General features: G+C 71.8%; 23 protein-coding genes. 4 read left to right on the forward strand and 19 right to left on the reverse strand.

Annotated features, from left to right (window positions below):
- Positions 1–76: 76 nt before the first annotated feature.
- Both O2L01_RS02545 and O2L01_RS02550 read right to left on the reverse strand, forming a co-directional pair.
- The gene (locus tag O2L01_RS02545) at positions 77–298 is read right to left on the reverse strand and encodes a YHS domain-containing protein (protein WP_344468977.1); all 222 of its coding nucleotides are present in this window, start codon (positions 296–298) and stop codon (positions 77–79) included.
- Positions 299–414: 116 nt separating this feature from the next.
- Entirely contained in the window at positions 415–1,398 is a 984-nt protein-coding gene (locus O2L01_RS02550) for a helix-turn-helix transcriptional regulator (RefSeq protein ID WP_270120165.1), read from the reverse strand.
- A gap of 161 nt (positions 1,399–1,559) precedes the next feature.
- On the opposite strand from O2L01_RS02550, the gene O2L01_RS02555 reads away from it, so the two are divergent.
- Both O2L01_RS02555 and O2L01_RS02560 read left to right on the forward strand, forming a co-directional pair.
- Positions 1,560–1,820, forward strand: a complete 261-nt coding sequence (locus O2L01_RS02555) for a heavy-metal-associated domain-containing protein (protein ID WP_270120167.1) — start codon at positions 1,560–1,562, stop codon at positions 1,818–1,820.
- Between the two features lie 132 nt (positions 1,821–1,952).
- Positions 1,953–3,371 (forward strand): MFS transporter, encoded by a 1,419-nt coding sequence (locus tag O2L01_RS02560; RefSeq protein WP_270120168.1) that lies wholly within the window; start codon positions 1,953–1,955, stop codon positions 3,369–3,371.
- Positions 3,372–3,434: 63 nt separating this feature from the next.
- Here O2L01_RS02560 and O2L01_RS02565 read toward each other — a convergent pair whose 3' ends face one another.
- The 11 genes from O2L01_RS02565 to O2L01_RS02615 all read right to left on the reverse strand — a co-directional run bounded on the left by O2L01_RS02565 (position 3,435) and on the right by O2L01_RS02615 (position 16,032).
- A complete protein-coding gene (locus O2L01_RS02565) occupies positions 3,435–4,217 on the reverse strand; it encodes an HpcH/HpaI aldolase/citrate lyase family protein (RefSeq protein ID WP_270120170.1) in 783 nt (260 codons plus the stop codon).
- Positions 4,214–5,401, reverse strand: a complete 1,188-nt coding sequence (locus O2L01_RS02570; protein ID WP_270120172.1) for a CaiB/BaiF CoA transferase family protein — start codon at positions 5,399–5,401, stop codon at positions 4,214–4,216. The genes O2L01_RS02565 and O2L01_RS02570 overlap by 4 nt, the downstream gene beginning before the upstream one ends.
- The gene (locus O2L01_RS02575; RefSeq protein WP_270120173.1) at positions 5,398–7,446 is read right to left on the reverse strand and encodes an SUMF1/EgtB/PvdO family nonheme iron enzyme; all 2,049 of its coding nucleotides are present in this window, start codon (positions 7,444–7,446) and stop codon (positions 5,398–5,400) included. Before O2L01_RS02575 ends, O2L01_RS02570 begins: the two co-directional genes overlap by 4 nt.
- A complete protein-coding gene (locus O2L01_RS02580; protein WP_270120174.1) occupies positions 7,430–8,350 on the reverse strand; it encodes a ribokinase in 921 nt (306 codons plus the stop codon). Before O2L01_RS02580 ends, O2L01_RS02575 begins: the two co-directional genes overlap by 17 nt.
- Positions 8,347–9,690 carry an ADP-ribosylglycohydrolase family protein gene (locus O2L01_RS02585; RefSeq protein WP_270120175.1) on the reverse strand — a complete coding sequence of 448 codons (1,344 nt, stop codon included), beginning with the start codon at positions 9,688–9,690 and terminating at the stop codon, positions 8,347–8,349. Before O2L01_RS02585 ends, O2L01_RS02580 begins: the two co-directional genes overlap by 4 nt.
- Positions 9,690–10,847, reverse strand: a complete 1,158-nt coding sequence (locus O2L01_RS02590) for an ADP-ribosylglycohydrolase family protein (RefSeq protein WP_270120176.1) — start codon at positions 10,845–10,847, stop codon at positions 9,690–9,692. Before O2L01_RS02590 ends, O2L01_RS02585 begins: the two co-directional genes overlap by 1 nt.
- An 85-nt stretch (positions 10,848–10,932) precedes the next feature.
- Positions 10,933–12,213: an ABC transporter substrate-binding protein gene (locus O2L01_RS02595; RefSeq protein ID WP_270120177.1), complete on the reverse strand. Its 1,281-nt coding sequence runs from the start codon at positions 12,211–12,213 to the stop codon at positions 10,933–10,935.
- A 33-nt stretch (positions 12,214–12,246) separates the two neighbouring features.
- The gene (locus tag O2L01_RS02600) at positions 12,247–13,101 is read right to left on the reverse strand and encodes a carbohydrate ABC transporter permease (protein ID WP_270120178.1); all 855 of its coding nucleotides are present in this window, start codon (positions 13,099–13,101) and stop codon (positions 12,247–12,249) included.
- A complete protein-coding gene (locus tag O2L01_RS02605) occupies positions 13,098–14,006 on the reverse strand; it encodes a carbohydrate ABC transporter permease (RefSeq protein ID WP_270120179.1) in 909 nt (302 codons plus the stop codon). Before O2L01_RS02605 ends, O2L01_RS02600 begins: the two co-directional genes overlap by 4 nt.
- Complete coding sequence (locus O2L01_RS02610) at positions 14,003–15,016, reverse strand: LacI family DNA-binding transcriptional regulator (RefSeq protein ID WP_270120180.1); 1,014 nt, start codon at positions 15,014–15,016, stop codon at positions 14,003–14,005. The genes O2L01_RS02605 and O2L01_RS02610 overlap by 4 nt, the downstream gene beginning before the upstream one ends.
- 272 nt (positions 15,017–15,288) lie before the next feature.
- Positions 15,289–16,032 carry an SDR family oxidoreductase gene (locus tag O2L01_RS02615; RefSeq protein ID WP_270120181.1) on the reverse strand — a complete coding sequence of 248 codons (744 nt, stop codon included), beginning with the start codon at positions 16,030–16,032 and terminating at the stop codon, positions 15,289–15,291.
- 136 nt (positions 16,033–16,168) lie between these two features.
- On the opposite strand from O2L01_RS02615, the gene O2L01_RS02620 reads away from it, so the two are divergent.
- Positions 16,169–16,999 (forward strand): MmyB family transcriptional regulator, encoded by an 831-nt coding sequence (locus O2L01_RS02620; RefSeq protein ID WP_270120182.1) that lies wholly within the window; start codon positions 16,169–16,171, stop codon positions 16,997–16,999.
- Positions 16,996–17,796, forward strand: a complete 801-nt coding sequence (gene aac(3), locus O2L01_RS02625) for an aminoglycoside 3-N-acetyltransferase (protein ID WP_270120183.1) — start codon at positions 16,996–16,998, stop codon at positions 17,794–17,796. Before O2L01_RS02620 ends, aac(3) begins: the two co-directional genes overlap by 4 nt.
- A 93-nt stretch (positions 17,797–17,889) precedes the next feature.
- Here aac(3) and O2L01_RS02630 read toward each other — a convergent pair whose 3' ends face one another.
- The 6 genes from O2L01_RS02630 to O2L01_RS02655 all read right to left on the reverse strand — a co-directional run.
- Complete coding sequence (locus O2L01_RS02630) at positions 17,890–18,924, reverse strand: CobW family GTP-binding protein (protein ID WP_270120184.1); 1,035 nt, start codon at positions 18,922–18,924, stop codon at positions 17,890–17,892.
- Positions 18,925–19,035: 111 nt separating this feature from the next.
- Positions 19,036–19,539 carry a GNAT family N-acetyltransferase gene (locus O2L01_RS02635; RefSeq protein WP_270120186.1) on the reverse strand — a complete coding sequence of 168 codons (504 nt, stop codon included), beginning with the start codon at positions 19,537–19,539 and terminating at the stop codon, positions 19,036–19,038.
- 62 nt (positions 19,540–19,601) lie between these two features.
- Positions 19,602–21,677, reverse strand: a complete 2,076-nt coding sequence (locus O2L01_RS02640) for an alpha-galactosidase (protein WP_270120187.1) — start codon at positions 21,675–21,677, stop codon at positions 19,602–19,604.
- 85 nt (positions 21,678–21,762) lie between these two features.
- The gene (locus O2L01_RS02645) at positions 21,763–24,330 is read right to left on the reverse strand and encodes a carbohydrate-binding protein (protein ID WP_270120188.1); all 2,568 of its coding nucleotides are present in this window, start codon (positions 24,328–24,330) and stop codon (positions 21,763–21,765) included.
- Positions 24,331–24,350: 20 nt separating this feature from the next.
- A complete protein-coding gene (locus tag O2L01_RS02650) occupies positions 24,351–25,370 on the reverse strand; it encodes a LacI family DNA-binding transcriptional regulator (protein ID WP_270120189.1) in 1,020 nt (339 codons plus the stop codon).
- 26 nt (positions 25,371–25,396) lie between these two features.
- Positions 25,397–26,726: ABC transporter substrate-binding protein (locus tag O2L01_RS02655; RefSeq protein WP_270120190.1), on the reverse strand; the 1,330-nt coding region annotated here is incomplete at its 5' end.

A 26,726-nucleotide genomic window follows, 5' to 3' on the forward strand; every position in this document is an offset into this window, starting at 1 on the left:
CGGGCGGCTCGGTGTTGTTGCATGCGGTGTCCTCCTGGGGGCCGGGGGCCGGGGGGGGGGGCCCGGGAGCCGAGGTTCAGACCGCGAGGGCGTACTTGGCGGGGTCGGCGTCGAAGGCGGGGCCGCAGCCGGCGCAGCAGAACCAGAAGCGCTGGCCTTCGTAGTCGCGGAAGAGGCCGGCGGCTTCGGCGACGGCCTTGACGACGGTGCTGCCGCGCATGACCGGGCATTCGGCGGTCTCGGCGTTCGCGTCGGCAGCGGTGTCGGTGTGGCAGCTCGAGGCTTCGGAGTTGCACATGGCGGTGCTCGCTTTCATTGCGTCGGATGGTGACCGGCCGCGGCGCGCTTCGCGTCGGCAGAGATATTTATACCCCCTAGGGGTATCATCGTCAAGGGGCGGGTCGGGAAACCGGGTCAGTCGAGCCAGCCGAGCCTGGCCGCCTTCACGCCGGCCTGGAAGCGGCTGGCGGCGCCCAGCTGGGCGGACAGCTCGGCCACGATTCGCGTCACCGTGCGCACCGAGATCTCGAGGCCGCGCGCGATGGCCTCGTCCTTCGCGCCGGAGGCGAGGAGCCGGAGCACGGCGCGCTGCTGGTCGGTGAGGCCGGATTCGTCGGCGCTGCCCACGACGTCGTCGAGGTCCGAGGCGGTGATCCAGCAGTACTCGAAGAACTCGACCAGCGGCTCGGCGAGCAGGCGGTCGCGGATGACGATCGCTCCGATGTCGGCGTCTCGGGGCGCGTCGACGATGGCCAGTTCCCGGTCGTAGACGAGCATCCGGATGGGCGTGATCGGCGCGGCCCTGATCCGCATGCCCAGGGCCGCCTTGCGCCGCATGTAATCCCGCAGCGAGGCGTCGCGCAGGGTCTGCTGGGAGTACAGGGTCCGGATCTCGACGCCGCGTTCGCGCTGGCGGCGGGTGCGTTCGAGGGCGACGCCGAAGTACCGCTCGTCCCAGACCGCGTTGGGGTGCATGGCGACCAGTTCGGTGCGGGTCGTCGCCGCGGCGTGCTCGAGCAGCGTCTCCATCCGGAGCCGGAAGCGGTCGTCCTTGGGCATGATCTCGACGGCCGCGCCGGTCGCCTGGAGGGCGGTGCCGAGGTAGCCGGTGGCGAGGGTGAGCGCGTCGTTCTGGTGCTCGGCGACCGCGCGCAGCGCTTCGGCGAGGCGGTCGCGGCCGTCGTCGAGCATGCGGCTGAGCGCGGCGGCGGCGTCGGTGGCGACTTCGGCGGCGGGGTCGAGGAGGCCGAGCCCGGCGAGGCGGGCGCGGATGCGCGGGGTCTCGGCGAGGGGTAGGCCGGCGCGTTCGACCGCTTGCTCCAGTGTGGCGCCCTCAAGGCGCATGTGGCGGTAGACCGATTGCGCGGCAGCGTCATCGGCAGTGGTGGTGCGGTCCATCGGGTTCCTTCGCGTCATGTCCGGTTCACGTCATGGCGGGGACCGGACAGGCGAATTCGTGGACGCGGGTTCCGGTGGCCGCGAGCATTGGGGCGGGCGTTCACCAAGATACCCATGGCGGGTATCGGTCGGGAGGGACGGTCCCATTGGAGGAGATGGACATGATCGTCGTCGATTACAGCCTGGTCGCGTTCCGGCTCACCGCGCTCGACGCGGGTACCTGCGCGCATTGCGTCGCCCGCTTGAGGGAGCGGCTGCTCGGCGTGGTCGGGGTGATGAACGTGGACGTCACGCCCGCGCGCGGGCAGGTGCACGTCCTCGTCGACGCGCTGCATGTGGCCGAGTCCGTGGCCGACGAGTTGTGGGAGGCGGGATGGGAGCGGACGCCGGAGTGCTCAGGGCCACCCGCGATGGCGGGTTGATATACCCCCCAGGGGTATGTTAGAAATGGCGGGCGGCTTTCGGGCCGCCCGCCGTTCCGGCCCCGGAACGGTTCGCCCTCAAGGGGTGCAGTGCCACCGCACTATACCCCCCACCGGTATTTAGGAGAGGTCATGTCACGCACATCGACACCGCCGGCCTCGCGGCGCTGGACCGCCCTCGCGCTCATCGCCCTGGCCCAGTTCATGGTCATCATGGACACCTCGATCATCGGGGTCGCCCTGCCCGAGATGCAGGCCGAGCTCGGCTTCACACAAGAGGACCTGTCCTGGGTCTTCAACGCCTACGTCGTCGTCTTCGGCGGCCTGCTCCTGCTCGGCGGGCGGCTCTCGGACCTGCTCGGCGCCCGGCGGGTCTTCAGCCTCGGCTGGATCGTCCTGGGGATCGGCTCGCTCGTCGCCGGCCTCGCCTCGGACGTGGCGGTCGAGCTGACCGGCCGCGCCGTGCAGGGCGTGGGCGCGGCACTCATCGCGCCCTCGGCGCTGACGCTGCTCATGATGCTGTTCGGCGCCGACCCGAAGGAGCTCATGAAGGCCTTCGCGGTCTACGGCGCGGCCGCCCCGGCGGGCGGCACGGCCGGGGTCTTCCTCGGCGGGCTCATCACCGAGTACGCCTCATGGCCTTGGGTGTTCTACATCAACCTGCCCATCGCGGCGCTCGCCGTGATCGCCGCGCCCGCTCTGCTGCCCGGCGGCGCGGGGACGCGCGGCTCGATCGACTGGCTCGGCGCGGCCACCGCCACGCTCGGCCTCGGCGGCCTGGTCTTCGCGATCGTGCGGGCGCCTGAAGTGGGCTGGGCGAGCGCCCAGACCTGGGGCGTCCTGGTCGCAGCCGTAGCACTGCTCGTGGTGTTCCTTGCAGTGCAGGCGAAGCGGCGCGAGCCGCTGATGCCGCTCACGATCTTCGCCTCCGCGAACCTCGGCGCGGCCAACCTGGCCCAGGCGCTGCTCGGGGCCGCGTGGGTGCCGATGTGGTTCTTCCTGAACCTCTACCTGCAGCAGGTGCTCGGCTACTCGGCGTTCCCGTCCGGGGCGGCACTGCTGCCGATGACCGCGCTCATCATGCTCGGCATGGTCGTCATCGCGCCGCGCCTGACGGCGAAGTTCGGGCCCAAGGCGATGATCACCACCGGCCTGGTGCTGCTCGCCGGCGGCCTGGGATGGCTCTCGTTCGTGCATCCTGAAGGGACGTTCGTGGTGGACGTGCTCCCGGCCTCGCTGGTCGCCGCGCTCGGCATGTCGCTCGCGTTCATCCCGTCGCTGCAGATGGCGATCTCCAGCGCCGCACCGGAACAGGGCGGCCTGGCCTCGGGGATCGTGAACACGAGCTACCAGATCGGCTCCGCGCTCGGCCTCGCCGTGGTCACCGCCATCGCGGTCCCGTTCGGCGCCAACGAGCTCGGCGACCCGGTGGCCTTGACGGACGGCTTCTCGGCGGCGTTCGTCGCGGCCGCGGCGGTCGCCCTCGCGGGCGTCGTGCTCGCCGCGATCACGGTCCGGACCCGCAAGTCCGAGCTGGTCGAGGCCGCGTAACCGCAGTCCGAAAAGGGGGAGGCGTCACCGCCTCCCCCTTTCGCTGTGCACGATGAGGCCGGGTCAGGGTTCGAGGATCCGGCGGGCGCGGCCGAGCATCGCCGGGTCGACCATCTGGCCGTCGGCGAGGGTGGCGACGCCGCCGCCTTCGAGCGCGTCGACCACGGCCCGGGCCCACGCGCGGTCCTCCTCATCCGGGGCGAAGACCTCCCTGATGACGGCGAGCTGCGCGGGGTGGACCGCGACACGGCCCCGCAGGCCGAGCGCCTTGCCGCGCTCGGTGTCCGCGCGCAGGCCGTCGAGGTCCCGGATCGCGGGGTAGGCCGAGAGCATCGGCGCGGGGAGCCCGGCGGCGCGGGCGGCGATGAGAAGGCGGACGCGGAGGTGGTCGCGCACGAGCGGGTCGGTGCCGCCGAGGTCGCTGGCGAGGTCGGCCTCGCCGAGGGCGACCTCGTGGACGGCGGGGTGCGCGCTGATGGCGGCGGCGTGCTCGATGCCGCGCGCCGATTCGATCAGCGCGGTGAGCGGCAGGCCCTCGGCGAGCACCGCGATGCCGTCGAGCTCGCGGGGGTCCTCCACTTTGGGGATGCGGAGGCCGACGGCCGCGCCGGTGGCCCTGACAGCCCGGATCTCATGGGCCGCATGCTCGTTGACGCGCACCTGGACGGACACGCCCGGCGGCGGCGAGCCGAGCCACGCCACGATGTTCGCGAGAGCCTCGGCCTTGGAGCGCTCGGGCACCGCGTCCTCGAGGTCGAGGATGACGACGTCCGCACCGGAGGCGACGGCCTTGTCGAAGCGCTCGGGCCGGTCCCCGGGCACGTAGAGGGCGGTGAGCGGCCTCAAATCACGCCCCTCTCGCGCAGGATTTCCAACTGCTCGCGGGTCACGCCGGCCTCGGCGAGCACCTCGTCGGTGTCCTGGCCGTGCCGCCGCCCGGTCCACCGGATCGCGCCCGGGGTCGCGGAGAGGCGGAAGAGCACGTTCTGCATCTTCAAGGGCCCCAGCTCCTCGTCCTCAACGGTCTGGACGGTGCCGATGTGCTGGTACTGCGGGTCGGCGAGGACGCCGCGCACGTCGTAGACCGGGGCGATCGCGGCCTGGGCGCCCTCGAACGCGTTGATCACTTCGCCGGTGGGCCGCGCCCCGATCCAGGCGGCGACCGCCTCGTCCAGCTCGTCGGCGTGCTCGGCGCGGGTGTGGCCGGAGGCGAACCAGGGCTCGGCCACGAGGTCCTCGCGCCCGACCAGGCCCATGACGCGCTCGGCGATGGACTGGGAGCTGGTCGAGACGGCCACCCAGTCGCCGTCGCCGGTGCGGTAGACGTTGCGCGGCGCGTTGTTGACCGAGCGGTTCCCGCTGCGCGGCTGCAGGATCCCGAGCTGGTCGTAGGCGGTGATCTGGCCGCCCAGGAGCATGAGGATCGGCTCGATGATGGCGAGGTCGATGACCTGGCCGCGCCCGTCGCGGTCGGCGGCGCGCAGCGCGGTCATGACGGCGAAGGCCGTCGCCAGAGCCGCGACGCCGTCGGCGAGGCCGAACGGCGGCAGGGTCGGCGGCCCGTCGGGCTGCCCGGTGAGGGCCGCGAAGCCGCTCATGGCCTCGGCGAGGCTGCCGAAGCCGGGCCGGGACGAGTACGGCCCGGTCTGGCCGAAGGCGGTCACGCGGGCGACGACGAGCCGCGGGTTCGCCTCGTGCAGCACCTCGGGCCCCAGGCCCCAGCGTTCGAGTGTGCCGGGCCGGAAGTTCTCGATGAGCACGTCCGCCCCGGCGGCGAGGCGCAGCAGCAGGTCGGCGCCCTCGGGGGTGCCGAGGTTGATGGTGACGGTGCGCTTGTTGCGCCCCAAGGTCTTCCACCACAGGTTGACGCCGTCCTTCGCGGGGCCGTGGCCCCGGGACGCGTCGGGCCGGGTCGGGTGCTCCACTTTGATCACGTCGGCCCCGTAGTCGCCGAGGAAGGTCGCGGCGATCGGCCCGGCGAAGAGCGTGGAGGCGTCGAGGACCCGGAGTCCTTCGAGCGGTGCGGTCATGCCTTGTCCCCCAAGGGGTCTCGGTCGGACTCGTCCAGGTCGCGGGCGATGCGGAAGCCGATGGCGGCCGACCGTTCGACGCCGAGCCCGGCCAGCAGGTACTTGAGGCTGAACGACGGTGGGCGCACGCCGCCGTCGGTGTACCAGTCGGAGCCCTCGGAGCGGTGCTCGCTGCCGCCCTTGAGCATCGCGAAGCGGGTGACGCCGTCGGAGTGCTCGCTCTCGGTCCAGTTCCAGACCGCGGGCGTGCGCCGCTCGAAGCCGGGCTGCGCGGACGCGAGCTGCCATTCGAACTCGTCGGGCAGGCGCGCGCCGACCCAGGAGGCGTAGGCGCGCGCGTCCGCGAGGGACACGCCGGTGACCGGGGCGTGGTCGTCGGCTTCCTCAGTGCCGCAGAGGAACCGGTGCTCGGTCTGCGGGCGGTACCCGGTCGCGGTGAGGAAGATCCGATACGCGTTGACGGTGACCTCGCGCGCGGCGACGGCCACCGGGCCACGGATGTCGACCGGGAGGGTCTCCTCCCGGTCGTCGTGGAGGCGCGGCGGCAGCGGCTTCCACTCCTCGACGTACGGCGCGCCCTGGTAGAAGCCGGTTTCCCGGCGGCGGAACGTCACGGTGACGGTGCGGCGGCCGGGTGCGACACGCACCGCCTCGCCCGGGGCGAGGCGCGATGCCGAGACGGCCGGGACGACCCGGACGGCCTCGCGCGCGGGGAAGGCGGCGTCGTCCGACCCGGAGTCCGCGGCGGCGGCCTTGAGCAGGTCGGCGAGCCAGACCGGCTCCTCGGCGCCAGGGGCGAGTTCAAGGACGCCCGCGATGCCGCGGCCGGGCACGCGCACGGTGCCGTCAGAGGCGACGACGGTGCCCGCGGTGACGTCGAACCGCCTGCCGCCCTCCGGGAGCGGCGCGGCGAGCGGATCGCCCGTCCACTCCTCTTCGGCGCGGTTCACGATCGTCCACAAGGTAGTGCCGCCCGAATTCCAGCGCGAGACGTAGACCCGGGCCTCGATCGCCTCGGCGGCGGCGCCGTCGAGCGGCGCCCATGCAGCCGAGGTGAACAGGTCGTGGGCGGCGCGCTGGACGCGGAGCATCCGGCGCAGCGTGGCCTCGTCGCGGCGGTTCCAGCCGACCCAGACCCCGAACACGGCGTCCCACACGAGGATGCCGGTGCCGTTCATCCACGCGGACTGGAGCTCGCCGCTGTGGTCGCGGTTCCAGCGGCGGATCGAGTGCATCATGTGGCGGCGCTCGTACCAGTGGGCACGCTGCACGCCGGGCGCTTCGGAGTCGGCGAACCACTGCGCCCAGCTCAGCAGGTGGTCCTCGACCCGCTGGTTGGGGACGCGGGACTCGCCTTCGAGGACCTGCGGCGGGGTCGCTTCGGCCAGGGCGCGCGTCAGGTTCGCGTCGCCTTCCTTCAGCGTGTCGAGGAAGACGCCGTCCACCCCGAACTCGGTGACGAGCGCGGCCAGCTCCTCGGCGTCGCCGCGGCCGGTGCGGCGCGTCCCGGTGTCCCAGGGGTTGTAGTCGACGAAGACACGCAGGCCGCGGTCGTGGAAGTCCCGCACCAGTTTCGCCAGGCCGGGCACGTCGCGGTAGTAGTCGAACTGGTTGCGGTCGTCGATCCCGATGATGGGGTAGGCGTGCCAGAGGACGAGGCCGTCGAGGCCGCCCTGGTCGGCGATCGATTCGAGGAAGGCGTCCACGGTGAACCGCTGCCGGGCGTGGTCGAACAGGCGCTCGTCCCACAGCCAGACCTGGGCCACGGCGTAGGCGCTTGCGGCCCAGCGGGTCTGGGGGTGCTCGTAGGCCGCGCCGCTGTAGCGCAGGCGCCGGCGCGCCTCGTCCCGCCAGGCGGTGAGGTCCTCGCGCCAGGCGGGCCAGTCGGCGGGGTCGTCGGGTGCGGCGAAGATCTTCGCGACGTCTCCGGCCGCGGGGTCGATCCGGCCGCCGGCGGGCAGCGCGGTGGGCCGGTCGATGGGCCTGGGCACCAACGGGTCGAACGTGTCGGTGGCGGCTTCGTCGGGGTCAGCGGCGGTGTTCACGGAACTCCTCGACCTCCTTCAGCGTGGGGATGGACGGGACGGCGCCCTTGCGCTGCACCGCGATCGCCGCGGCGGCGGTCGCGAACTCGGTCGCGGCGACCAGGGACGCGAGGTCGGTCGCGCGGGTGCCGCGGTCGAGCGCGGCGGCGAGGGCGCCCACGAAGGTGTCGCCGGCGCCGGTGGTGTCCTTGGCCTCGACCTCGATGGCCGGGACCTTGACGGGCTCCCGGCCGGGGACGGCGACCAGGGCGCCTTCGGCGCCGAGGGTCACGATCACCGCGCAGCCGTGTCCGGTGAGGGCCGCGACCGGCAATCGTTCGCCGGTGCCGTCGGGCTCGCCCGCGAGTTCGGCGGCCTCGTGCTCGTTGACGATCAGGAGGTCGACCTGGCCGAGGAGTCCGGCGGGCACGGTGGTGCTGGGGGCGGCGTTGAGGATGACCGTCGTCTCCGAGGAGCGTGCGGCGGCGGCCGCGTCGGCGACCGTGTCGAGCGGCGTCTCCAGTTGCAGGACAAGGAGGTCGGCGGCGGCGATGGAGGCGAGTTCGCTCTCGGTGAGGTCGGTGAGCGCGGCGTTCGCGCCGGAGTCGACGACGATGGCGTTCTCGCCGTGCCGGTCCACGAAGATGACGGCGGTGCCGGTGGGCGCGTCGGTGCGGCGGTCCTCAAGGGAGATGCCCGCGCGCCGGGCCTCGGCGGCGAGGCGGTCGCCGGCGGCGTCCTGCCCGAGCGCGACGATGAAGCGGACGGTGGCGCCCGAACGCGCGGTCGCGATGGCCTGGTTGTTGCCCTTGCCGCCGGGGAACGCGGCGAAGCCGCGCGAGAGCAGGGTCTCGCCGGGGGCGGGGATGCGGTCGACCTCGTAGACGAGGTCGAGGTTGGCGCTGCCGAGCACGACGACGCTCATCGGGACACCTCCGCGGTCCTTGCCGCCAGCGCCGAGAACCGGGTTCCGGCGAAGCCGGGGACCGAGCTCGCGAGGCGGTCGTCGAGCGGGTCGATCCATCTGGGCGGCAGTCCTTTCGCGCCGGTCACGGCGCCGGTGAGCGCGCCTGCCGTCGCTCCCACCGAGTCGGTGTCCCAGCCGCCGGAGACGGCCAGGGTGATCGTGCGTTCGAAGTCGCCCGCGCCGCGGGCGAGCGCAAAGGCGAGCAGCGCGGCGTTGTTGAGCACGTGGACCCAGTGGAGGTGCCCGTACTCGGCGTGGAGGGCGTCGACCGCGGCCTCGTCGGAGAGGTCGCCCTCGCCGAGTTCGAGGCCGCGCATGACGGCGAGGAAGTAGCGGCTGGTCGGCGGGACGACTGAGAGGCCCGCGTCGATCACCGTTTCGATCGGCGCGCCCGTGACCGCCGCGGCGCTCGCGGCCGCGACGAACATGGCGCCGTAGATCCCGTTGCGGCCGTGGCTCAGTCGCGCGTCCGTCCAGGCGAGGCGAGCGGCGGTGGCCGGGTCTCCAGGATTGGTCCAGCCGTACACGTCGGTGCGGATCTGCGCGCCGATCCAGTCGCGGAAGGGGTTGCGGACCCGGCCCGCCGTCTCGGGCGCGTAGCCGTCGAGGAGGTTGCGGTAGGCGATGCGTTCGGCGGTGAAGACGCGGCCGCCGGGCAGGAGGTCGAGCCAGGCTTGGGCGACGTCGCCGGTGGTGAAGTCGCGGCCGTGGCGCTCCAGCAGGGTGAGCGCGATGAGGGGGAAGTTGAGGTCGTCGTCCTCGGGCATACCGTCGATGTTCTCGGCCAGGCTGTTGGGGCGGCTGCGCCGGTTCCACGGGTACTTCCCGGCGACCCAGGGGTCGAGGCCGATCTCGGTGAAGTACGAGTCCAGCGGCCAATTCCCGGTGGCGCGGGCGATGGCGCGGATGCCTTCGAGCGGGAGCTTCTCGACGGGTTTGCCGAGGAGGCATCCGGCGGCGCGGCCGAGCCAGGCACCGAGGAGCCGGTCCTCGAAGTCGCGGCCGGGCGCCTCCAGCGCGGGGCCGCCACCGGACAGGATCGCGTCGAGGTCCTCGGGTTCGGCGGCGGCGAGCGCCGGCTGCTCGGGGAGTTCGTCGAGTTCGGTGAGGAGTGTCCTTGCGAGCGTTCGCAAGTGCTCGGGTGCGGGCTCGGGCGAGGCGCCGGAGACGATGGGTTCGGGCGAGCCGCCCGCTTCGGTCCAGCGGCGGCGGATCTCGCGCTGGTCGCGGCCGTCGAGCCGCGCGGCCTCGAGGGCGTGCGGGAGAAGGTCTTCGGGTTGGGTCCAGCTCAGTCGCATCAGCGGGCCCCCGCGTAGGCGTCGCGGGCCGCGGCGACGGCGGCGGCGCGGGCGGTGTCGGCGGCCCACACGTCGCGGGCGACGGCGGCGATGACGGGCCCGGTGGCGGTGACGTCCAGGCGGCTGCCTTCGCTGACGCCGTCGATCCATTCGGCGGGCACGGCGTCGAGGCCGCTGAGGGCGCCGGTGATGGCGCCGGCCATGACGGCGATGGAGTCGGAGTCGCGGCCGTAGTTGACGGCGCCGAGGACGGCTTCGCGGTACTCCCCCTGGGCGGCGATGACCATGCCGAGGGCGATGGGGAGTTCTTCGATCGCCTTGGTGCGGCTGGGGATGCGCGCGTCCATGGCCGGGGCCCGGTAGTCGGGGCCGACGGTGTCGAAGGGTTCGACGGCGCGGCGCAGGTCGGCGAGGCCGGTGCGCCAGTCGCTCACGCGGGTCGCGGCGTCGGCGACGGCTTCGATGGCGGGCCGGGTGCCGTCCTTGGCGAGGCGGACGGCGGTGTCGACGACGGATCCGACGTCGGCGCCGGGCCGCATGGCTTCGGCGACGGCCGCGGCGAAGACCCCTGCGGCTTCGCGGCCGTAGCTGGACTGGTGGGCGCCGGCGACGTCGATGGCCTCGGCGTAGGCGGCCTCGGGCGATCCGGCGTTGACGATGCCGATCGGGGCGACGTACATGGTCGCGCCGCAGTTGACGATGTTGCCGACGCCGGCGACGCGGGGATCGATGTGTCCGTAGTGGAGTCTGGCGACGAGCCATTTCTCGGCGAGGAACACGCGGTGCAGGAGCAGCGCCTCGGATTCGAGTTCGGGGATCCAGCGCTTGTCGCCGATGAGGAGCGGCACGAGGTGCTCGGCGATGGCGTGGGCGTCGAGGTGGTCGCGGACGGTGTCGTAGACGTCGACGAGCGCGGTGGTCATGAGGGTGTCGTCGGTGATGTGCCCGTCGCCCTTGTGGTACGGGGCGATGGGGCGGGCGTTGCGCCAGTCCTCCAGGAACGGGGGCACGATCCCTTCGATGAATCCGCCGTATCGCTGCTGGATCGCCTCGGGCGTGTTGCCTTCGGCGGCGCCGCCGAGCGCGTCGCCCACCGCCGCTCCCGCGAGCGCTCCGGTGGCCTTCGTCTCGAGCAGGTCTTTCAGCGGCAGGGTCATCGTGTCTCCTTGCTGTCGGGTGGTGTGGCGTCCGCCGGGGTCCTGGGGGCGGCCCCCAGCGGACGCGATTGCGGTGCGTCGGGGGTCAGCCCAGTTCGGACCAGCCGTCGGTGAGCTGCTGCCGGAGCTCGTCGGCGGTGATCTCGTCGGCCAGGTACTGCTGGAGCGCAGGCGTGGCGTACTGGTCCTTCCACTGCGGGTAGTTCACGGCGGACTGGAACGGCGCGGCGGTCAGTCCCTCACCGGAGGCGAGGATGGCCTCCCAGCCGTTCTCGCCGGCGGTCTGCTCGGCCACGAGGTCGCGGGCCTCGTTGGAGGAGGGGATCAGCCAGTCGCCCTGGGCGAGCGAGGCCTGGTGCTCGGCCTGCATGAAGAAGTCGATGAAGGCCGCGGCGCCCTCGACGTCGTCGGATTCGGCGGAGACGGACATGGTCTGCGGGTTGGCGGCCTGGACGGGTCCGGCCGGGCCGGCGAGCGGGGGCAGGACGGCCCAGTTGAAGCCTTCGGGCGCGGATTCGGTGATCTGCTGGGCGACGTAGTTGCCCGCGACGTACATGGCGTACTTGCCGTCGAAGAAGCCGGGCAGGACGTCCGAGCCGCTCTGGGTGAGCGAGACCGGGTCGAGGGACTTGTCTTCGTAGGCCATGGCGTGGATGCGCTCGGGGACGGCGAGTTCGTTGTCGCCCACCTCGATCGAGGCGGCGTCGCCCCCGCCGGAGAAGAAGGTCCCGTCGAAGCCGAGAGCCAGGTTCATGACGGCGGCGGTCGGCTGCTGGAGGCCCCAGCCCACGCCGTAGGAGCCGTCGGCGGTCAGTTCGGCGGCGAGGGCCTGGAAGTCGTCCCAGGCGAGGGTCTCCCCGGCCGGGATCTCCACGCCCGCTTCGGCGAACGCGTCCGTGTTCACGAACACCACATAGGACTGGAGCAGGGTCGGGGCCGCGACGACCGCGCCGTCCCCGGCCGTGACGGACTTCCACACGTCGTCGGAGACCGCGCCGGTCACGTCCTCGCTCAGGTACGGGCTCAGGTCGGCCAGGTAGCCCTGCTCGGCGAAGCCCATGATGTCCGCGGACTCGTCGTGGATGACGTCGGGCGCGGTGCCGCCCTGGAACTGGGTCACGAGCTGGTCGTGGACGTTGTCCCAAAAGCCCTGCACGAGCTCGACCTGCGTGTCCGGGTTCGCCTCGTTCCAGGCGTCGACGATCTCCTGGGTCGCGGCGATCGTGGTGTCCTGGAAGGCGAGCGACTGGAACGTGATGGTGCTCGATTCGCCGTCGTCGCCGCCGACGCCGAAGGCCGAGCAGCCCGTGAGCGCGACGAGGGGTACGGCCATGAGGCCCGCGACGACGCTGTTGCGAGTGCGCATTGATGTCTCTCTTTCGGTAGGGATCGGCATCGGTCAGCCTTTGACCGCGCCGCTGAGGAGTCCGGCGGTGAGCCGTTTCTGTATGAGCAGGAAGAACACGAGGCTCGGGATGCAGGCCAGGAGCGCGGCCGCGGCGAGCTGGCCGAGCTGGACCTGCCCTTCCGCGCCGACGAAGCGGGCCAGCGCGAGCGGCAGGGTCTGCATGTCCGGGTCCTGGATGAGCACGAGCGCGAAGAAGAACTCGTTCCAGGAGTTGATGAACGTGAACAGGCTGGTGGCGACCAGGCCGGGCGCGAGCAGCGGCAGGACGACCTTCCGGAGGGTCTTGAGCCGCCCGGCGCCGTCGACGGCGCTGGCCTCCTCGAGTTCGACCGGGATCGCGGCGACGTAGCCCTGGAGCATCCACAGCGAGAACGGGAGCGACCAGACCGCGTACACGAGCACGAGCCCGAGGAGGGTGTTCACCAGTCCGATGTTCTTGAGCAGCAGGAAGAGCGGGATGATGATGAGGATGAACGGGAAGACCTGGCTGAGCAGGATCCACCCGGTGGCCACGGCCCGCATCTTCGTGCGGAAGCGGACGAGGGCGTAGGCGGCGGGCAGGGCCACGACGGTGACGACGAGGGTGGTCGTGACGGCCACGAGGAGGCTGTTGCCGGCCGCGGTGTAGAGGTCCGCCTTGTCGATCGCCGAGGTGAAGTTGCCGAAGTCGAGCCGTTCGGGCAGGAGGCCGGCGTCGGGCGACTGGAGTTCCCGGGGCGTCTTGAACGCGGTGGTGAGCAGGAACAGCAGCGGGAACGCCAGGAAGCACATGTAGGCGAGCAGCGCCAGGTACTGGAGCGGCCGGGCCCAGGGGCTGCGGCCGACGGTCTTGGTCACGGTCGTCATTGGAGGCGCCTCCGCATCTGGCCGCGCAGGTAGAAGAGCAGGAACGCGCCGATCAGGACCACCATGACGTTGCCCATGGCCGCGGCGTACCCGAAGTTGCCGTAGCGGAAGGCCTCGTTGTAGGCGAACAGGCTCGGGAGCATGGTGGTGCCGCCGGGTCCGCCCGCGGTGAGGACGAAGACGAGCGCGAAGGAGTTGAAGTTCCAGATCAGGTCGAGGGTGGTGATCGCGACGATGATGGGCCGCAGGGCGGGGAGGGTGACGTGCCAGAAGCGGCGCCAGGTGCTCGCGCCGTCGATGGCGGCGGCCTCGTTGAGTTCGGCCGGGACGGACTGGAGTCCGGCCAGGAGGGTCACGGTGGTCTGGGGCATGCCGGCCCAGACGCCGACGACGACGACCACGGGCAGGGCGATGGAGGCCTCGCCGAGCCAGTTGACGTCCGAGGGCAGGCCGACGGCGTCGAGCATCCGGTTGACGGGCCCGTAGCTGGGGTTGAGCATGAGCTGCCACATGATCGCGATGATCACCGGCGGCATGGCCCATGGGATGAGCGCGAGCGTGCGGGCGAGCCAGCGCAGCCGCAGGTCGAGGTTGAGCAGGAGCGCGAGGCCGAGGGAGGCGAGGAACTGGAGGATCGTGACAGAGAAGGCCCAGACGAGCCCGATCTTGAACGATTCCCAGAAGAGGCCGTTCCCGGCGAGCTCGATGTAGTTGTCGAGGCCGTTGAAGCGGGTCTCGACGTTGAGCCCGGCTTCGGCGTCGGTGAAGCCGAGGAGCACGCCGTAGACGAGCGGGTAGACGCTGAAGAGCATCACCGGGAGGAGCGCGGGCAGGACGAGGAGCCAGGCGTCGCGGCCGTCGGCGCTGCGGCGGCGCCTGCGCGGCGGGGCGGCGAGGGCGGTCATGCGGTCTCCTGTGTGGATTCGCGCACGGAGAGGCTCGGGGCGATGACGAGCCGCTGGACGGGGGCGTCCGGGTCTTCGATGCGGCGGATGAGGAGTTTCGCGGCGGCCTTGGCGCGCTTGGTGGAGCCGAGGTCGACGCTGGTCAACGAAGGGGTGGCGAGTTCGGCCGCGTCGGTGTCGTCCATGCCGACGACGGCGACGTCCGCGGGGACGCGGGCGCCGGCGGCGGCGAGTTCTTTGAGGGCGGCGACGGCGAGGAGGTCGTTGGCGCACACGATGGCGTCGGGGCTGGACTGGCCGAGGAGCTGCGCGGTGGCGCGGCGTCCGGCGCGGTAGGTGAATCCGGTGGCGGTGACCTGGAGTTCGCTGCTGGCGGCGAGGTCGAAGCGCTCGATGGCGGCGAGGTAGCCGGCGAGGCGGGCGGCGCCGGGGACGGTGTCGACGGGGCCGTTGACGAGGGCGATGCGGCGCCGGCCCTGGGCGACGAGGTGTTCGACGGCGAGGCCGATGCCGGTGGCGGAGTCGGCGCGCACGTTGTCGAGTTCCACATCGGCCGGGAGGGTGCCGATGACGACGATGGGGAGGCGGCTGCCGCGCATGGCGTCGATGAGCTCGCCGGTGATCCGCAAGGGGCTCAGAAGAAGACCGTCGGCGTAGCCGCGGTTGAGGCTCGAGAGCAGGTCGATCTGGTCGGCCGGGTCCGAGCCGGTGGAGGAGACCACGAGGCGGTAGCCGGCCTTGCCGACGATGCTGGTGACGGTGCGCATCATCTGGACGTAGACGGGGTTGCCGACGTCGGCGACGGCGAGCGCGATCTGGTCGGTGCGGCCCGTGCGGAGGGTTCGGGCGCTGGTGTCGGGCACGTAGCCCAGTGCCTCGGCGGCCTCGCGGACGCGTCGGGTCATCTCCGCGGAGGCCCCGCCTCCGTTGAGGACCCGCGACACCGACGCCACGGAGACTCCGGCCCGCGCGGCGACCAGCGCGAGGTTGGACTTCTTCGTCTCGGCCATGCGCAGCCCCTGGTTTTCGTCGTTGAAAACGTTCTTAAGAACGATTTCAGCGAACCTACCAGAGGAGGCCTCACGTGTCACGAGCCCTACGGGGACGGTTCTCGTCGACGGCTCCGAAAGCGTTGGGCCCCAATTGGAAAGCCGAAGATTGCAGCTTGATAACCCCCGGTTCGGGGACCCGCTGAGTCCCCGGCTCGGGCTCGTCGGTCCGCAATGGACGAATCGCCGCACGGCGAAGCGGGGGAAGGCGCTCCCCGCCTCCCCCCTTTCCGTCACACCATCCCGCCGTTGGCGCGCACGACCTGCCCGTTCACCCAGTGCCCCGCCGGGGATGCGAGGAACGCGGCGACCTCGGCGATGTCGCGCGGCTCGCCGAGGCGTTCGAGCGGGTTCGCCTGCGCCAGTTGGGCGATCAGCTCCTCGCTCTTGCCGTCGAGGAAGAGGTCCGTCGCAGTCGGCCCGGGGGCGACCGTGTTGACGTTGACGTCCCGGCCCCGCATCTCGCGCGCGAGCACCATCGTCAGCGCCTCCACCGCGCCCTTGCTGGCGGCGTACGCGCCGTAGGTCGGGAAGTACGTGCCGACGACGGAAGTGGAGAACAGCGTGATGGATCCGCCGGGGCGGAGGCGGCGGGCGGCCTCGCGGGCGACCACGAACGTCCCGCGGATGTTCGTGCGGTGCAAGGCGTCCAGCTCGTCGAGATCCAGTTCGGCCACCGGCGCGAGGAACATGCGCCCGGCCGAGTTCACGACCGCGTCCACGCCGCCGAAGCGGGACTCGGCCTCGGCGAACATCGCGGCCACGGCAGTCTCGTCGGCAACGTCGGCCTGGTACGCGAACGCCTCCGCTCCGGCGGCGGTCGCCTCCTTCACCGCGGCGGCGGCCTCGTCGGCGTTCCCTGCGTAGCCCACCACGATCGCGTAGCCCTGCGCCGCCAGCCGCTGCACGATCGCCCGGCCGATGCCGCGCGAGCCGCCCGTGACGATGGCCGTGCGGGTCCCGTTTTCGATGCTCATTGCTCGCTCCTTCATTCGGTGTCGATGCAATCTTGGACCCGAATGCCGAGGTCAGCGAGGGTTGCGTTGACCCCGGGGTTGCCGACCCCTCCCTCAGTCGACTCGTCGGTTCCGCCGGAGCGTGGATGATTGACGGGTGGACGCCACTGAACTCGCCGCCTTCCTCCACTCGCGCCGCGACCGGCTGCGGCCGGCCGACGTCGGCCTCACCGGAGGGCCGCGCCGCCGCGTGCCCGGCCTGCGCCGCGAGGAGGTCGCGTTCCTCGCGAACGCCTCGATCGACTACTACATCGAGCTCGAACGCGGCCGCGGCGTCCAGCCCTCGGCGCAGATGCTCCTCGCGCTCGCGCGGGCCCTGCGCCTCACCGGCGACGAACGCGACCACCTGTTCCACCTCGCCGGGCACCCGGCCCCGCCGCCCCGCGAACCGTCCCGCGAGACCGACCCTTCGCTTCTCGCCCTGCTCAAGCGCCTCGACGGCACTCCGGCGCGGATCATGACGGACCTGCACCAGCCGCTCGCGCAGAACCGGCTCGCGGCCGAACTCCTCGGCGAGATCGACCCGGTCGGCGAGCCCGGCTACGCGAGCAGCATCGTCTACCGCTGGTTCACCGATCCGTCGGCGCGGGCGGTGTACCCGGCCGCGGACCATGTGCGCCACGCCCAGTCCTTCGTCGCGGACATGCGCGCGATCGCCGCCAGGCGCGCCCTCGCGGGCGGCGACGCCGAAGCGGAGAAGATGGTCGCCGACCTCCTCGACCGCAGCGACGAGTTCGCCCGCCTCTGGGAGGCGCGGGACGTGGCGGTGCGCCGCTTCGACCGCAAGCGCTTCGTCCACCCCGCGATCGGCATGATCGAACTCGAATGCCACCACCTCTTCACCGAGGACGGCGGCCAGCGCCTCCTCTGGCTCGCCCCGACCGAGGGCACCGACGCCGCCGAGAAGCTGGCTATGCTCGGCGGATGAGTGCCACGGTGATCACGCGGTCGAGTCTGGCCGCCGACCTCCGGCGGATCGGACTGTCCGAGGGCGACGCGGTGATGGTCCACGCGGCCTTCGGGAAGGTGGGGCCGGTGCTCGGCGGCCCGGACGCGCTGGTCGACGCCCTGCTCGAGGTTGTAGGTCCGCAAGGGACGGTCTTGAGCTACCAGGACTGGGAGCTGAGCGTCGACGTGTGGGACGAGCACGGCCGGGTCCGGCCGGAGCTGCGCGACCACGTGCCGCCGTTCGATCCCGCGACGGCCCGCCCGGCGCGCGACCACGGCGTGCTCGCCGCCGTGATCGGCACCCGCGCGGGCGTGCGCCGCAGCGGGAATCCGGGCGCTTCGGTCGCGGCGCTCGGCGCCCGCGCCGAAGCGTTCACCGTCGGCCACCCGCTCGACTACGGATACGGCGCGGACTCGCCGTTCGCGCGCCTCGTCGCGGCCGGCGGCCGGGTGCTCATGGTCGGTGCGCCGCTCGACACGATGACGCTCCTGCACCACGCCGAGCACCTGGCGGACCTTCCCGGCAAGCGCCGCATCGAGATCGAGTACCCGCTGGCGGCCCCGACCGGCACGGCCTGGCGCGTCGTCGAGGAGTTCGACACCAGCGAACCGGTGGTTCCCGGCCCGCCCGAGGACTACTTCCGCCTCATCGTCGAAGACTTCCTCGCGACGGGCGCGGGCGAGCGCGCCCGCATCGGTGAAGCCGACAGCGTGCTCGTGGACGCACCGGCCATGGTGGACTTCGCCGTGGGCTGGCTCGAGTCCCGCTACGGGTAGCGCTGTCGTCGGTGCGTCAGGCGAGAACGAAGGCGACGACGAGGCCGGCTGCATCGCCGGTCGAATCGATGCGGGGACGGTGGGTCCGGCCCGTCAGGCGCTGATGTCGCGCAGCCGCAGCAGCCGCCGCAGCCCCTCAGGGTCGCCGCTGTCCGTCGGTACGAGGGCGGCTTCGAGTCTCGGCCGCACCGCGTCCGCGTCGAGGTCGGTCCCGATGGCGACCAGTTCGCCGCCGGGCGCGTTCCCGGCGCGGTCGGCGACGTGCACCTGGTCGCCGACGACGTTGACCGTGAAACGCCGCAGACCGCGACCCGTGTCCACGGCGACCGTGCCCTTGATCCGGTACGCGCCCTCCGGCGGGTCCTGGCACAGGCCGATCAGGCGGCCGGGGTCCACGGCGGCGTCGGTTCGCACGGTCACGGCCGCCGCGTGCCGGTGTCCTTCGTGCTGATGCAACTGCCTCGCAAGGGCCGCAAGGGGAAGCTCGTCCTGAGGGTCCTCGGCGGACGCCACGTCGTACACGAGCTCCGGATCCACCCGTCCACGCGACGTGCGCACGATGTGGATACCGGGGTTGACCTCGCGAATGCGCTCCTCGATCGCGGCGACGGCGGCGTCGGCCCGGTCCGCGGGGAGCCTGTCGACCTTGTTGATCACCGCCAGCGTCGCGACGGCGAACCGGGCGGGCGGCGAGCCGCCCCGGTCCACAGTGGCGAAATGCTCGACCGCGTCGACGACGTCGACCACGCCGCCCGGCCGCACCCGCTCCACCTTGCTCGCCCGGATCATCCAGGCCAGCACGCCGGGTTCCGCGATGCCGCTGGCCTCGACGATGACGGCGTCGAGGCGACGGCGGGGATCGGTCAACGTCTCCAAAGCGCTGTCGAGCCCCCCGATGTCGTCCAGGCAGCAGAGGCAGCCACCGGAGATCGAGACCGGCTCGTCGATCTGCCCGGTCACGAGGGCGGCGTCGACGTTCACGGTGCCGAAGTCGTTGACGATCACGCCGACACGGGCGCCCGGCCGGCTCAGCAGATGGTTCAGCAACGTCGTCTTCCCCGCACCGAGGTGGCCGGAGAGGACGATGACGGGCACCGGGCCGGAGCCGTTCGAGGCGAGGCTGCTCACCCGCAGAGGGTAACGGGACTGATGGAGCCGATGGCGAGGCGTCCGGGGGGCGGACTCCGCGAGCGGACGATGCCGGCGTCGACAGCGGTCTGCGTGCCCGCGACGTGCGGGCTACAGAGGACGGCGCATGCAGACGCGGGGCCAGCGGTCGAGGCCGTGGGCGGCCTCCTGCTCGCGGACCTCGCGGAGCCCGGGGGTGAGATCGCCGGGCGCGATCGGGGTGAAACCGCAGCGGGCGTAGTACGGCGCGTTCCAGGGGACCTCGGTGAACGTGGTCAGCGTGAGGGAGTCGAGGCCGTCGGCGGCGGCCCGGGCCGCCGCGTGCTCGATGAGGGCGCGGCCGATGCGGCGGTGGGCGAAGTCCGGGTGCACCGAGACCTGCTCGATGTGGAGGGCGGCGTCGACCGGTTCGGCGAGGAGGTAGGCGACGGGGAGGTCCTCCTCGGCGGCGACCCAGGCGAGGCCCATGCGCTGGTGGCGGGCGAGTTCGGTGAAGGAGAACGGTTCGTCGTCGGCGATCTCGGGCATGCCGATGCCGCGGAAGCACTCTCCCGCGGCGCGTTCGAGGTCCTGCAGGAGTGGAAAGTCGGCGGTGACGGCGGGTCGGATGCGCATCGGCTCAGTGTGCCGAGCCGGGGCGGTGGCGGCAAGCGGAATCGCCCGCCGCCACCGGCGGCTTACGGGAGCCGCTTGAGCTCGATCATCGCCGAGGCGTAGTCGGCCGGGTCGAGGCCCAGCTCAAGGCCGTGCGAGGCGAGGATCGCGCCGTGGTGGACGCGTCCGGTGCGCTCGTCCCGGTAGCGGGCGTCGGGGTCGAGCCCGTGGAGCTTCAGCAGCGGGTCCGGGTAGGCGAAGGAGCGCGCCGCGCGCCAGGCCAGGACCACGACCGCGTCGTCCTTGGCGTACTGGACGCCCGACACCGTGCCCGCGCGCAGCGGGTATCGGCGGCCGAGCTGCACGGTCGGACGGATCCGCTTGTAGTCGGCCACGAGCTCCGCGCCGCGCGCCTGCTCCTCGTCGCTCCAGATCCGCAGGTCCCCGCCGACGGCGAGCACCCCGGCCATCGCCACGTGGAAGCGGAAGTCGAGCGGGACCGCCCTGCGCGTCAACGGGTTCGGCGAGTCGGTCACCCACGCGCCCATGACCCGCGCGGCGTAGGCCTGCGCGAAGCCCTCCTGGATCGCGATGCGGTCCAACGCGTCCGTGTTGTCCGAGGTCCACACCTGGTCGGTGCGGCGCAGGATGCCGAAGTCGACCCGGCCGCCGCCCGACGAGCACGACTCGATGCGCAGGTCCGGGTGGTCGGCGCGGAGCCGGTCCAGGATCGCGTACAGGTTGCGGGTGTGGTCGAACCAGAGCCGGTCCGGGTCCTCCGCCCCGGGCCAGCCGGCCTCGGTGAAGGGCCGGTTCATGTCCCATTTGACGAAGTCGATCTCGTTGTCGCTCAACAATTCGTCGAGCTGGGCGTGAATGTGCTCGGCCACGTCCTGGCGGGCCAGGTTGAGCACCAGCTGCTGGCGCACCTCGCTGCGGCGGCGGTGCGGCTGGTGGTAGACCCAGTCCGGGTGGGCGCGGTACAGGTCCGAATCGGGGTTCACCATCTCCGGCTCGACCCAGATCCCGAACCGCATCCCGAGGCCGTGCACATGCTTGATCAAGGGCCCCAGGCCGTCCGGGAACCGGTCGGGGTTCGGGGTCCAGTCGCCGAGTCCGGCCCGGTCGTTGACGCGCGCGCCGAACCAGCCGTCGTCCATGACGAACAGCTCGCAGCCCATCGCGGCCGCCCGGTCCGCCAGCCGCATCTGGTCCTCGGCGGTGAAGTCGAACTCCGTAGCCTCCCACGAGTTGTAGAGGATCGGGCGGACCTCGTCCGGGTGCGGGATCACGTGCGCGAGCGTGTACTCGTGCCAGGCGCTCGCCGCCCCGGCGAAGCCTCGCTCGGTGTGGAGGCCAGCCGCGATCGGGGTCTCCAGGGTCTCGCCGCCGCCCAGGCGGATCGCGATCGGGTCGTGGCCGAAACCGGCGGAGACGACGACGTTGCCGGTGGGGCCCTTCTCGACGGTGATGCGCCAGCTGCCGCTCCACGCCAGCGCGGTCGACCAGACCCGGCCCGAGGTCTCGGTGGCCGCGCCGTCGTCGACGGCGACCCACGGGTTCGCCTGGTGGCTGGTGACCCCGCGCCGGGAGCCGATCACCGTCTCGCCGTACGGGATCGTGGTGCGGGTGAGCTGCGTTTCCGCGCCCCATTCGCCGTGGAGCTGGCTCAGGCGCGGCGTGTCGAGCGCGGGCACGACCCAGGTCGCCGAGTCGGCCCGGACGACCTCGATCGGTTCGGTGCCGTTGTTGCGCAAAGTGAGCGCGCGCTCGATGACGTCGGAGTCGGCGTGGTTGCGGTAGCGGGCGCGCACTTCGAGCGGGTAGTGCCGGTCGGTGAAGACGAACTCCAGGCCGCCCTCGCTCTCGATCGCCTCGGTGAAGACGAGTTCGAGATCGCGGGTGCCGTCCGCGAAGCGGACCTGGAGGCCGTTGTGGCCGTACTGGAACGCCGAGGCGGCGCCCAGGTCGAACCGGGGTTCGCGGCCCACGACGGGCCGGAACGGCGACTCGGGCAGCTCGAGGAGGGCCAGCGCCTGCTCGCGGCTCAGCCTCGGTCCCCAGTGGAGGCCGCGGAGCCGGTCGTGCTCGTCGACGGCCACGACATAGCTCGTGTTCGGCGTGTCGATGGCCCAGAGGCGGGTGTCTGGCGCTGGCATTGGTTTCCCTTCGGGTGATGCGGGTGTACTGCGTTGGAGAGCCCGCCCTGAGGGGTCGGGGCAGGCTCTCCTTGACGCGCTGCTCCTATCGGAGGAGCGGCGCGAGCTCGAAGTGGTCGAAGTCCGCGGTGCGGCCTTCTCGGTCCCCGATGCCGGTGAACAGGCCGGGGTTGCCGATCTCGATGGTGTTGACGCCTTCCTCGAGGTCGACGATGAGCGGGTAGGACCAGAAGTCGTTCCAGCTCCAGGTGCCGCGCATGGGCACCGTGGCGGCCGCTTCGCCGTTCACGGTGAACTCGGCGTAGCGGGAGATGATGTTGGTGTTGTAGGCGTGGCCGCCGGTGCGCTCGTCGTTGGCGTAGTGGACGAGCAGGAGGTGCGGCCCGGCCTCGGCGGCTTCGACGGTGAGCGTGGCGGTGTTGCCTTCGCCGCCGCCCACGCCGGTGATCGCCTGTCCGGTTGTGGCCCAAGTGTTCTCGGTGAGCGCGGCGGTGCCGGTGAGCGCGGCGTCGGCGGCCGCGATCTGGGTGAATCCCTCTGGGCCGCCGTCGCCGGTGACGGTGAGGTCGTGGACGAGGAGGCCGCGGCGGCCGTCGGCGCTGAGCGCGATGCGGTTGACGCCCTCATGGAGGGCGAGGGTCTGCTCGCGCTGCAGTGGGAAGGCGATGTCCTCGCCGTGCGGGCCGAGCACGGTCAGCTCGCCCTTGCCGTCGGCGTCCACGGCGACCTCGTAGTAGCCGTCGGCCGGGGCGTACACGTCGAAGACGACCTGTGCGTCGCCCTCGACCGAGACACCCTCATCGCGGCCGTAGCGGTGGTCGGCGTCGCCTTCGGTGCGGGCGAACACGGCCGGGTAGGTGTGGGTGTCCACTACGGACGGGGTGAGGTCGATCTTGTCGAGTCCCGCTTCGCCGTAGGCGGTCCCGGCCTCGGTGTCGCTCTTGGCGAGTGCGACGGTGTTCTCCCCCGCTTCGAGGTCGACCTGGACGGTGACCTGGCCGCGCGAACCCCACTGCATGGTGGAGGGGTAAGTGACGTGGGCGGCGTCGCCGCCGTTGACGGTGAGGAACTGCTCGGTCGGCGAGGCGCCGGCGGCGAGGTCGCGGCCGTAGGTGTTCCCGTAGGTGACGGTGAGGTCGTAGGTCCCTGACTCGGGTACGTCCACGGTGAACTCCACGCGGCTCTCGGGACGGTTGAGCGAACCGACGCTCTTCCCGCCGGACGCCGGGAAGGAGAACGGCCGGGCGGCGCTGCCCTCGTCGTAGACGACGCCGGCGGTGATCGCGGCGTCCTCGGCCTCCCAGGTGCCGGTCCAGGGCACGTCGATCGTGTCGACCTTGCCGGTGCCCGGCGTGAGGGTGATCCAATAGGCGGACATGGGGTCGAGGTCGTGGAGGTCGATGCTCGCGGCGCCGTCCTTGGTGGGGCGCAACGCGATCTGGTCGATCGCCTGCGGCGCGGCCGCCGAGCCCTCGTTGCCGGTCCAGGCGATCTCGTGCACGGTCGCGGTGACCTTCTTGCCGAGGTTGATGCCGGCACTGCCAAGCCCGGTGAGGTCGACGGTGGTGTCTCCCGACCCGCCGCCGAAGAGGATCTGCGCCTGCTCCTTCGACTCGTCGTAGGTGGCGATGCCTTGGAGGGTGTCCATGGTGTTGTCCTGCGGGGGCGTGACCTGCGCGGTCTCGCCGGTCATGCCGGAGTAGGTCTTCAGGAACCACCAGCCGCCGTTCGGGACGTTGGTCTGCGGGGCGTTGCCGGAGAAGCCGCCCGCGGCGGTCCAGTAGGCCATGTCCGCGAGCGCGTCGGTGTCCTCGAACATCGCGGCCCACTGCACCATCTGGCCGGGCATGCCGAAGTCGCGGTTGTTGCCGTACTCGGTGATGTTGACCTGGCGCGGTTCGAGGCCGAGTTCGGCTTCGAGGGCGCGGTAGTTCGCCTCGTTGTTCGCGTAGTAGCGCAAGGAGTCCGGGGAGAGCTCGTGCCAGGTGATCACGTCCGGCACGGTCCCGGCCTCGACGACGTGCTCCATGAAGTCGCGCATGAAGCGGGCGTCGTAGTGGGACTCGTTCGGCCCGGCGATGGGAGTGTCCGGGGCGATCTCGCGCAGGCGCTCGTAGGCGAGGTCCCAGTCGTGAAGGTAGCGCGCGAGGGCGCCGTCGTAGTCGCCGCCGCGGCTGTACCAGATCCAGTCGGGTTCGTTGAAGGGCACGTAGACGAGCCGGTCGGCGTGCTCGGAGGCCTCCATGATCGGCACCATCTCCTCGACCTCCTGTAGGTAGGCGTCGATGCCGTCGTTCTGATACGGCCAGTCGGGGTACCAGTCCTGGAGGTTGACGAAGGCGTCGCCGCCGTCGTGCTCGGCGAGGGCGGCGAGCACGTCGTTGGCGTCGCCGTTGGGATGCTGGGTGCCGCCGGTCGGCTTGGGCGCCATGGAGGACATGTGGAGCGGGTCGAGGAGGCTGTCCCCGGGGACGCCGGATTCGGAGATGCCGTAGAGGGAGCCGATGGCCCCGTACGTGGGCGCGCCGGTGAGGTGTCCGAAGTCGACGGCGAGGACGGGCGCGTCCTGGCCCTGCGCGGGCGCGGCGGCGAGACCGGTGAGGAGGCCGGTCGCGGCAGTGGCGGCGAGGCCTCTGCGGAGGAGTGGATGCATTGCTGCCCTTTCAATTGTCGTCATTGACGCGGCGGTCCCGAGGTCTCTCGTACGACGAGTTCCGGGGAGCGCCAGGAGGGTCGGGGATCGGAGCCGCCTTCGAGCTTGTAGCGCAGGAGGTCGAAGGCGCCGCGGCCGACGCCGCGGAAGTCGAGGTCCACTGTGGTGAGCGGCGGGACGTGGTAGGCGGCGAGCGGGTAGTCGTCGAAGCCGACGACGCTGAGGTCGCCGGGGACGCTGCGGCCCGCGCGGTGCGCGGCGTGGAGGACCCCGAACGCGAGGTCGTCGTTGCCGCAGAGGATGGCGGTCACAGCCGGGTCGGCGACGAGCCCGGTCGCGGCCTCGGCCGCTGCGGCCACCGACCAGCCGGAGTCCACGGCTTCGGGGGCCGTGATCCCGGCGGCGGCCAGCGCCTCGGCCCAGCCGGTGCGGCGGCTGGCCTTGCCGGGGATGGCGAGGTAGTGGACCGTGCGGTGCCCCATGTCGAGCAGGTAGCGGGTGGCGCGGGCGGCGACGGTGCGGTCGTCGAGGGAGATGAGCCAGTCGGCGTCCCTGTCGCCGTTGCCGAGGTGCTCGCCGCCGGTGGCGACGGTGGTGCCCGGCTGCCGCTCGTGGAGGACGCGCATCGCGTAGGTGGTGACCTCGTCGTGCGCGATGACGATGGCGGCGGCGCCGTCGTGGGAGAGGCGGCCGAGGATGTCGGCCTCGCTGTAGTCCTGGTCGGGGTCCATGACGGAGATGAGCACGGAGAACCCGGCGGCCCTGGCGGCGTCCTCGATGCCGCGCAGGGTCTCGGCGGTGCCGTACAGGGAGGTGTCGGTGGTGAGGACGGTGACCGACCGCACGGCGCCGCCGGCGAGGGCGCGGGCCGACCGGTTGGGCCGGTAGCCCAGGTCGGCGATCGCGGCTTTCACCCGTGCCCGCGTGGCGTCGGCGACCATCGGGGCGTCGTTGATGACGCGCGAGACGGTCTGGTGCGACACCCCCGCCAGCTTGGCCACGTCGAAGATGCTCACGGGTCGGGGTCCGGCGGCGCTCATGCTGTCGGTTGCCTTTCGCTACAGGATCATTCGGCGTTGGCGATCGCGACGACCGCCTCGGCCGCGGCTTGGGCGTCCTTCTGCCCGAGCCAGACCTGATTGAACTCGTCGAGCGCGGCGGTGCCGAAGGCGGCGTCGTTCATCGAGAGCGGGTAGCCGATGGTGGTGCCTTCGGCGGCGGTCTGAAAGCCGTGGACGTCGATGCCTTCGTCGGACCAGTAGTCGGCGAAGCCCTGGTTGAGGGAGCTGACGCCGGGCCAGACGGAGCCCATGTCGGTCGCGATGGCCTGGGCCTCTTCGGAACCGAGGAATTTGACGAGTTCCCAGGCCTCGTCGGGGTGCTCGGTGCCGGCGTAGATGCCGTTGGAGAGGCCGTTGATGACGGTGCCGGAGCCGACGGGCCCGGACGGGTTGTCGGCCACGGCCCAGGTGCCCGGCTCGAGGCCGTCGCGGTAGAAGCTGAGCATCCACGAGCCGTCGAGGGTGGTGGCGGCCTGGCCGGGGACGACGTAGTCGCCGGGGACGCCGCCGTTGGGCTGGTTGGTGGATTCGGCGGGCACGGCCACGTGCCACTTGTTGTAGAGGTCGGCGGTGAACTGGATCGCCTCGACGCATTCGGGGGCGTCGATGGCGTAGTCGCCCCACGGCTCGGTCTGGAGCTGGCAGCCGTTCTGGACCGCGTAGTTCCACCAGTCGGTCTGGCCGGTGTTGGAGGACATGGCAGTGCCGTACTGGACGACGTTCTCGGGGTCGAAGTCCGGGCTCAGGGCGTTGTTGCCGTCGGCGTCCACGGTGAGCTTCTGCAGGAACTCCACGTAGGTGCCGCCGTCGACGGGGTTCCATTCGAGGTCATTGACGGTGGCCGGGTCGATGCCGGCGGCTTCGAGGGCGTCGAGGCGGTAGACGAGCGCGATCGAGTCCCAGTCCTTGGGGAGGCCGTACTGGTCGTCCTCGAACTGCCAGGAGTCGTAGAGGCTCGCGGGGTAGACCGAGGGGTCGACGCCGTCCTCCTCGATGTAGTCGGTGATCGGCAGCAGCACGCCGTTGCTGGCGTAAGTGGGGAAGCGGGAGACGTGGTTCCAGAACACGTCCGGGGCCTCCTCGGCCGCGAACTGGCTGTCGAGCCCAGCCCAGTAGTCCTCCCAGGGGTTCTGCTCGAGCTCCACCTCGATGTCGGGGTGGTCCTCGTTGAAGGCCTTGATCATCGCTTCGAGGGCGGGCCGCTGGTTGTCGTCCCAGAAGGCGTAGCGCAGCGTCACCGGTCCGCCGTCGTCGCCGCCGCCCGGGGGGGGGGCGCGGGGGGGGGCGGGGGCCGCCGCGGCGGGGGCGGGCGGGCGCGGGGTGTTGAGAGCGGGT

This window comes from Glycomyces lechevalierae (genome assembly GCF_027622945.1).
GTDB classification, from domain to species: Bacteria; Actinomycetota; Actinomycetes; order Mycobacteriales; family Micromonosporaceae; genus Glycomyces; species Glycomyces rutgersensis.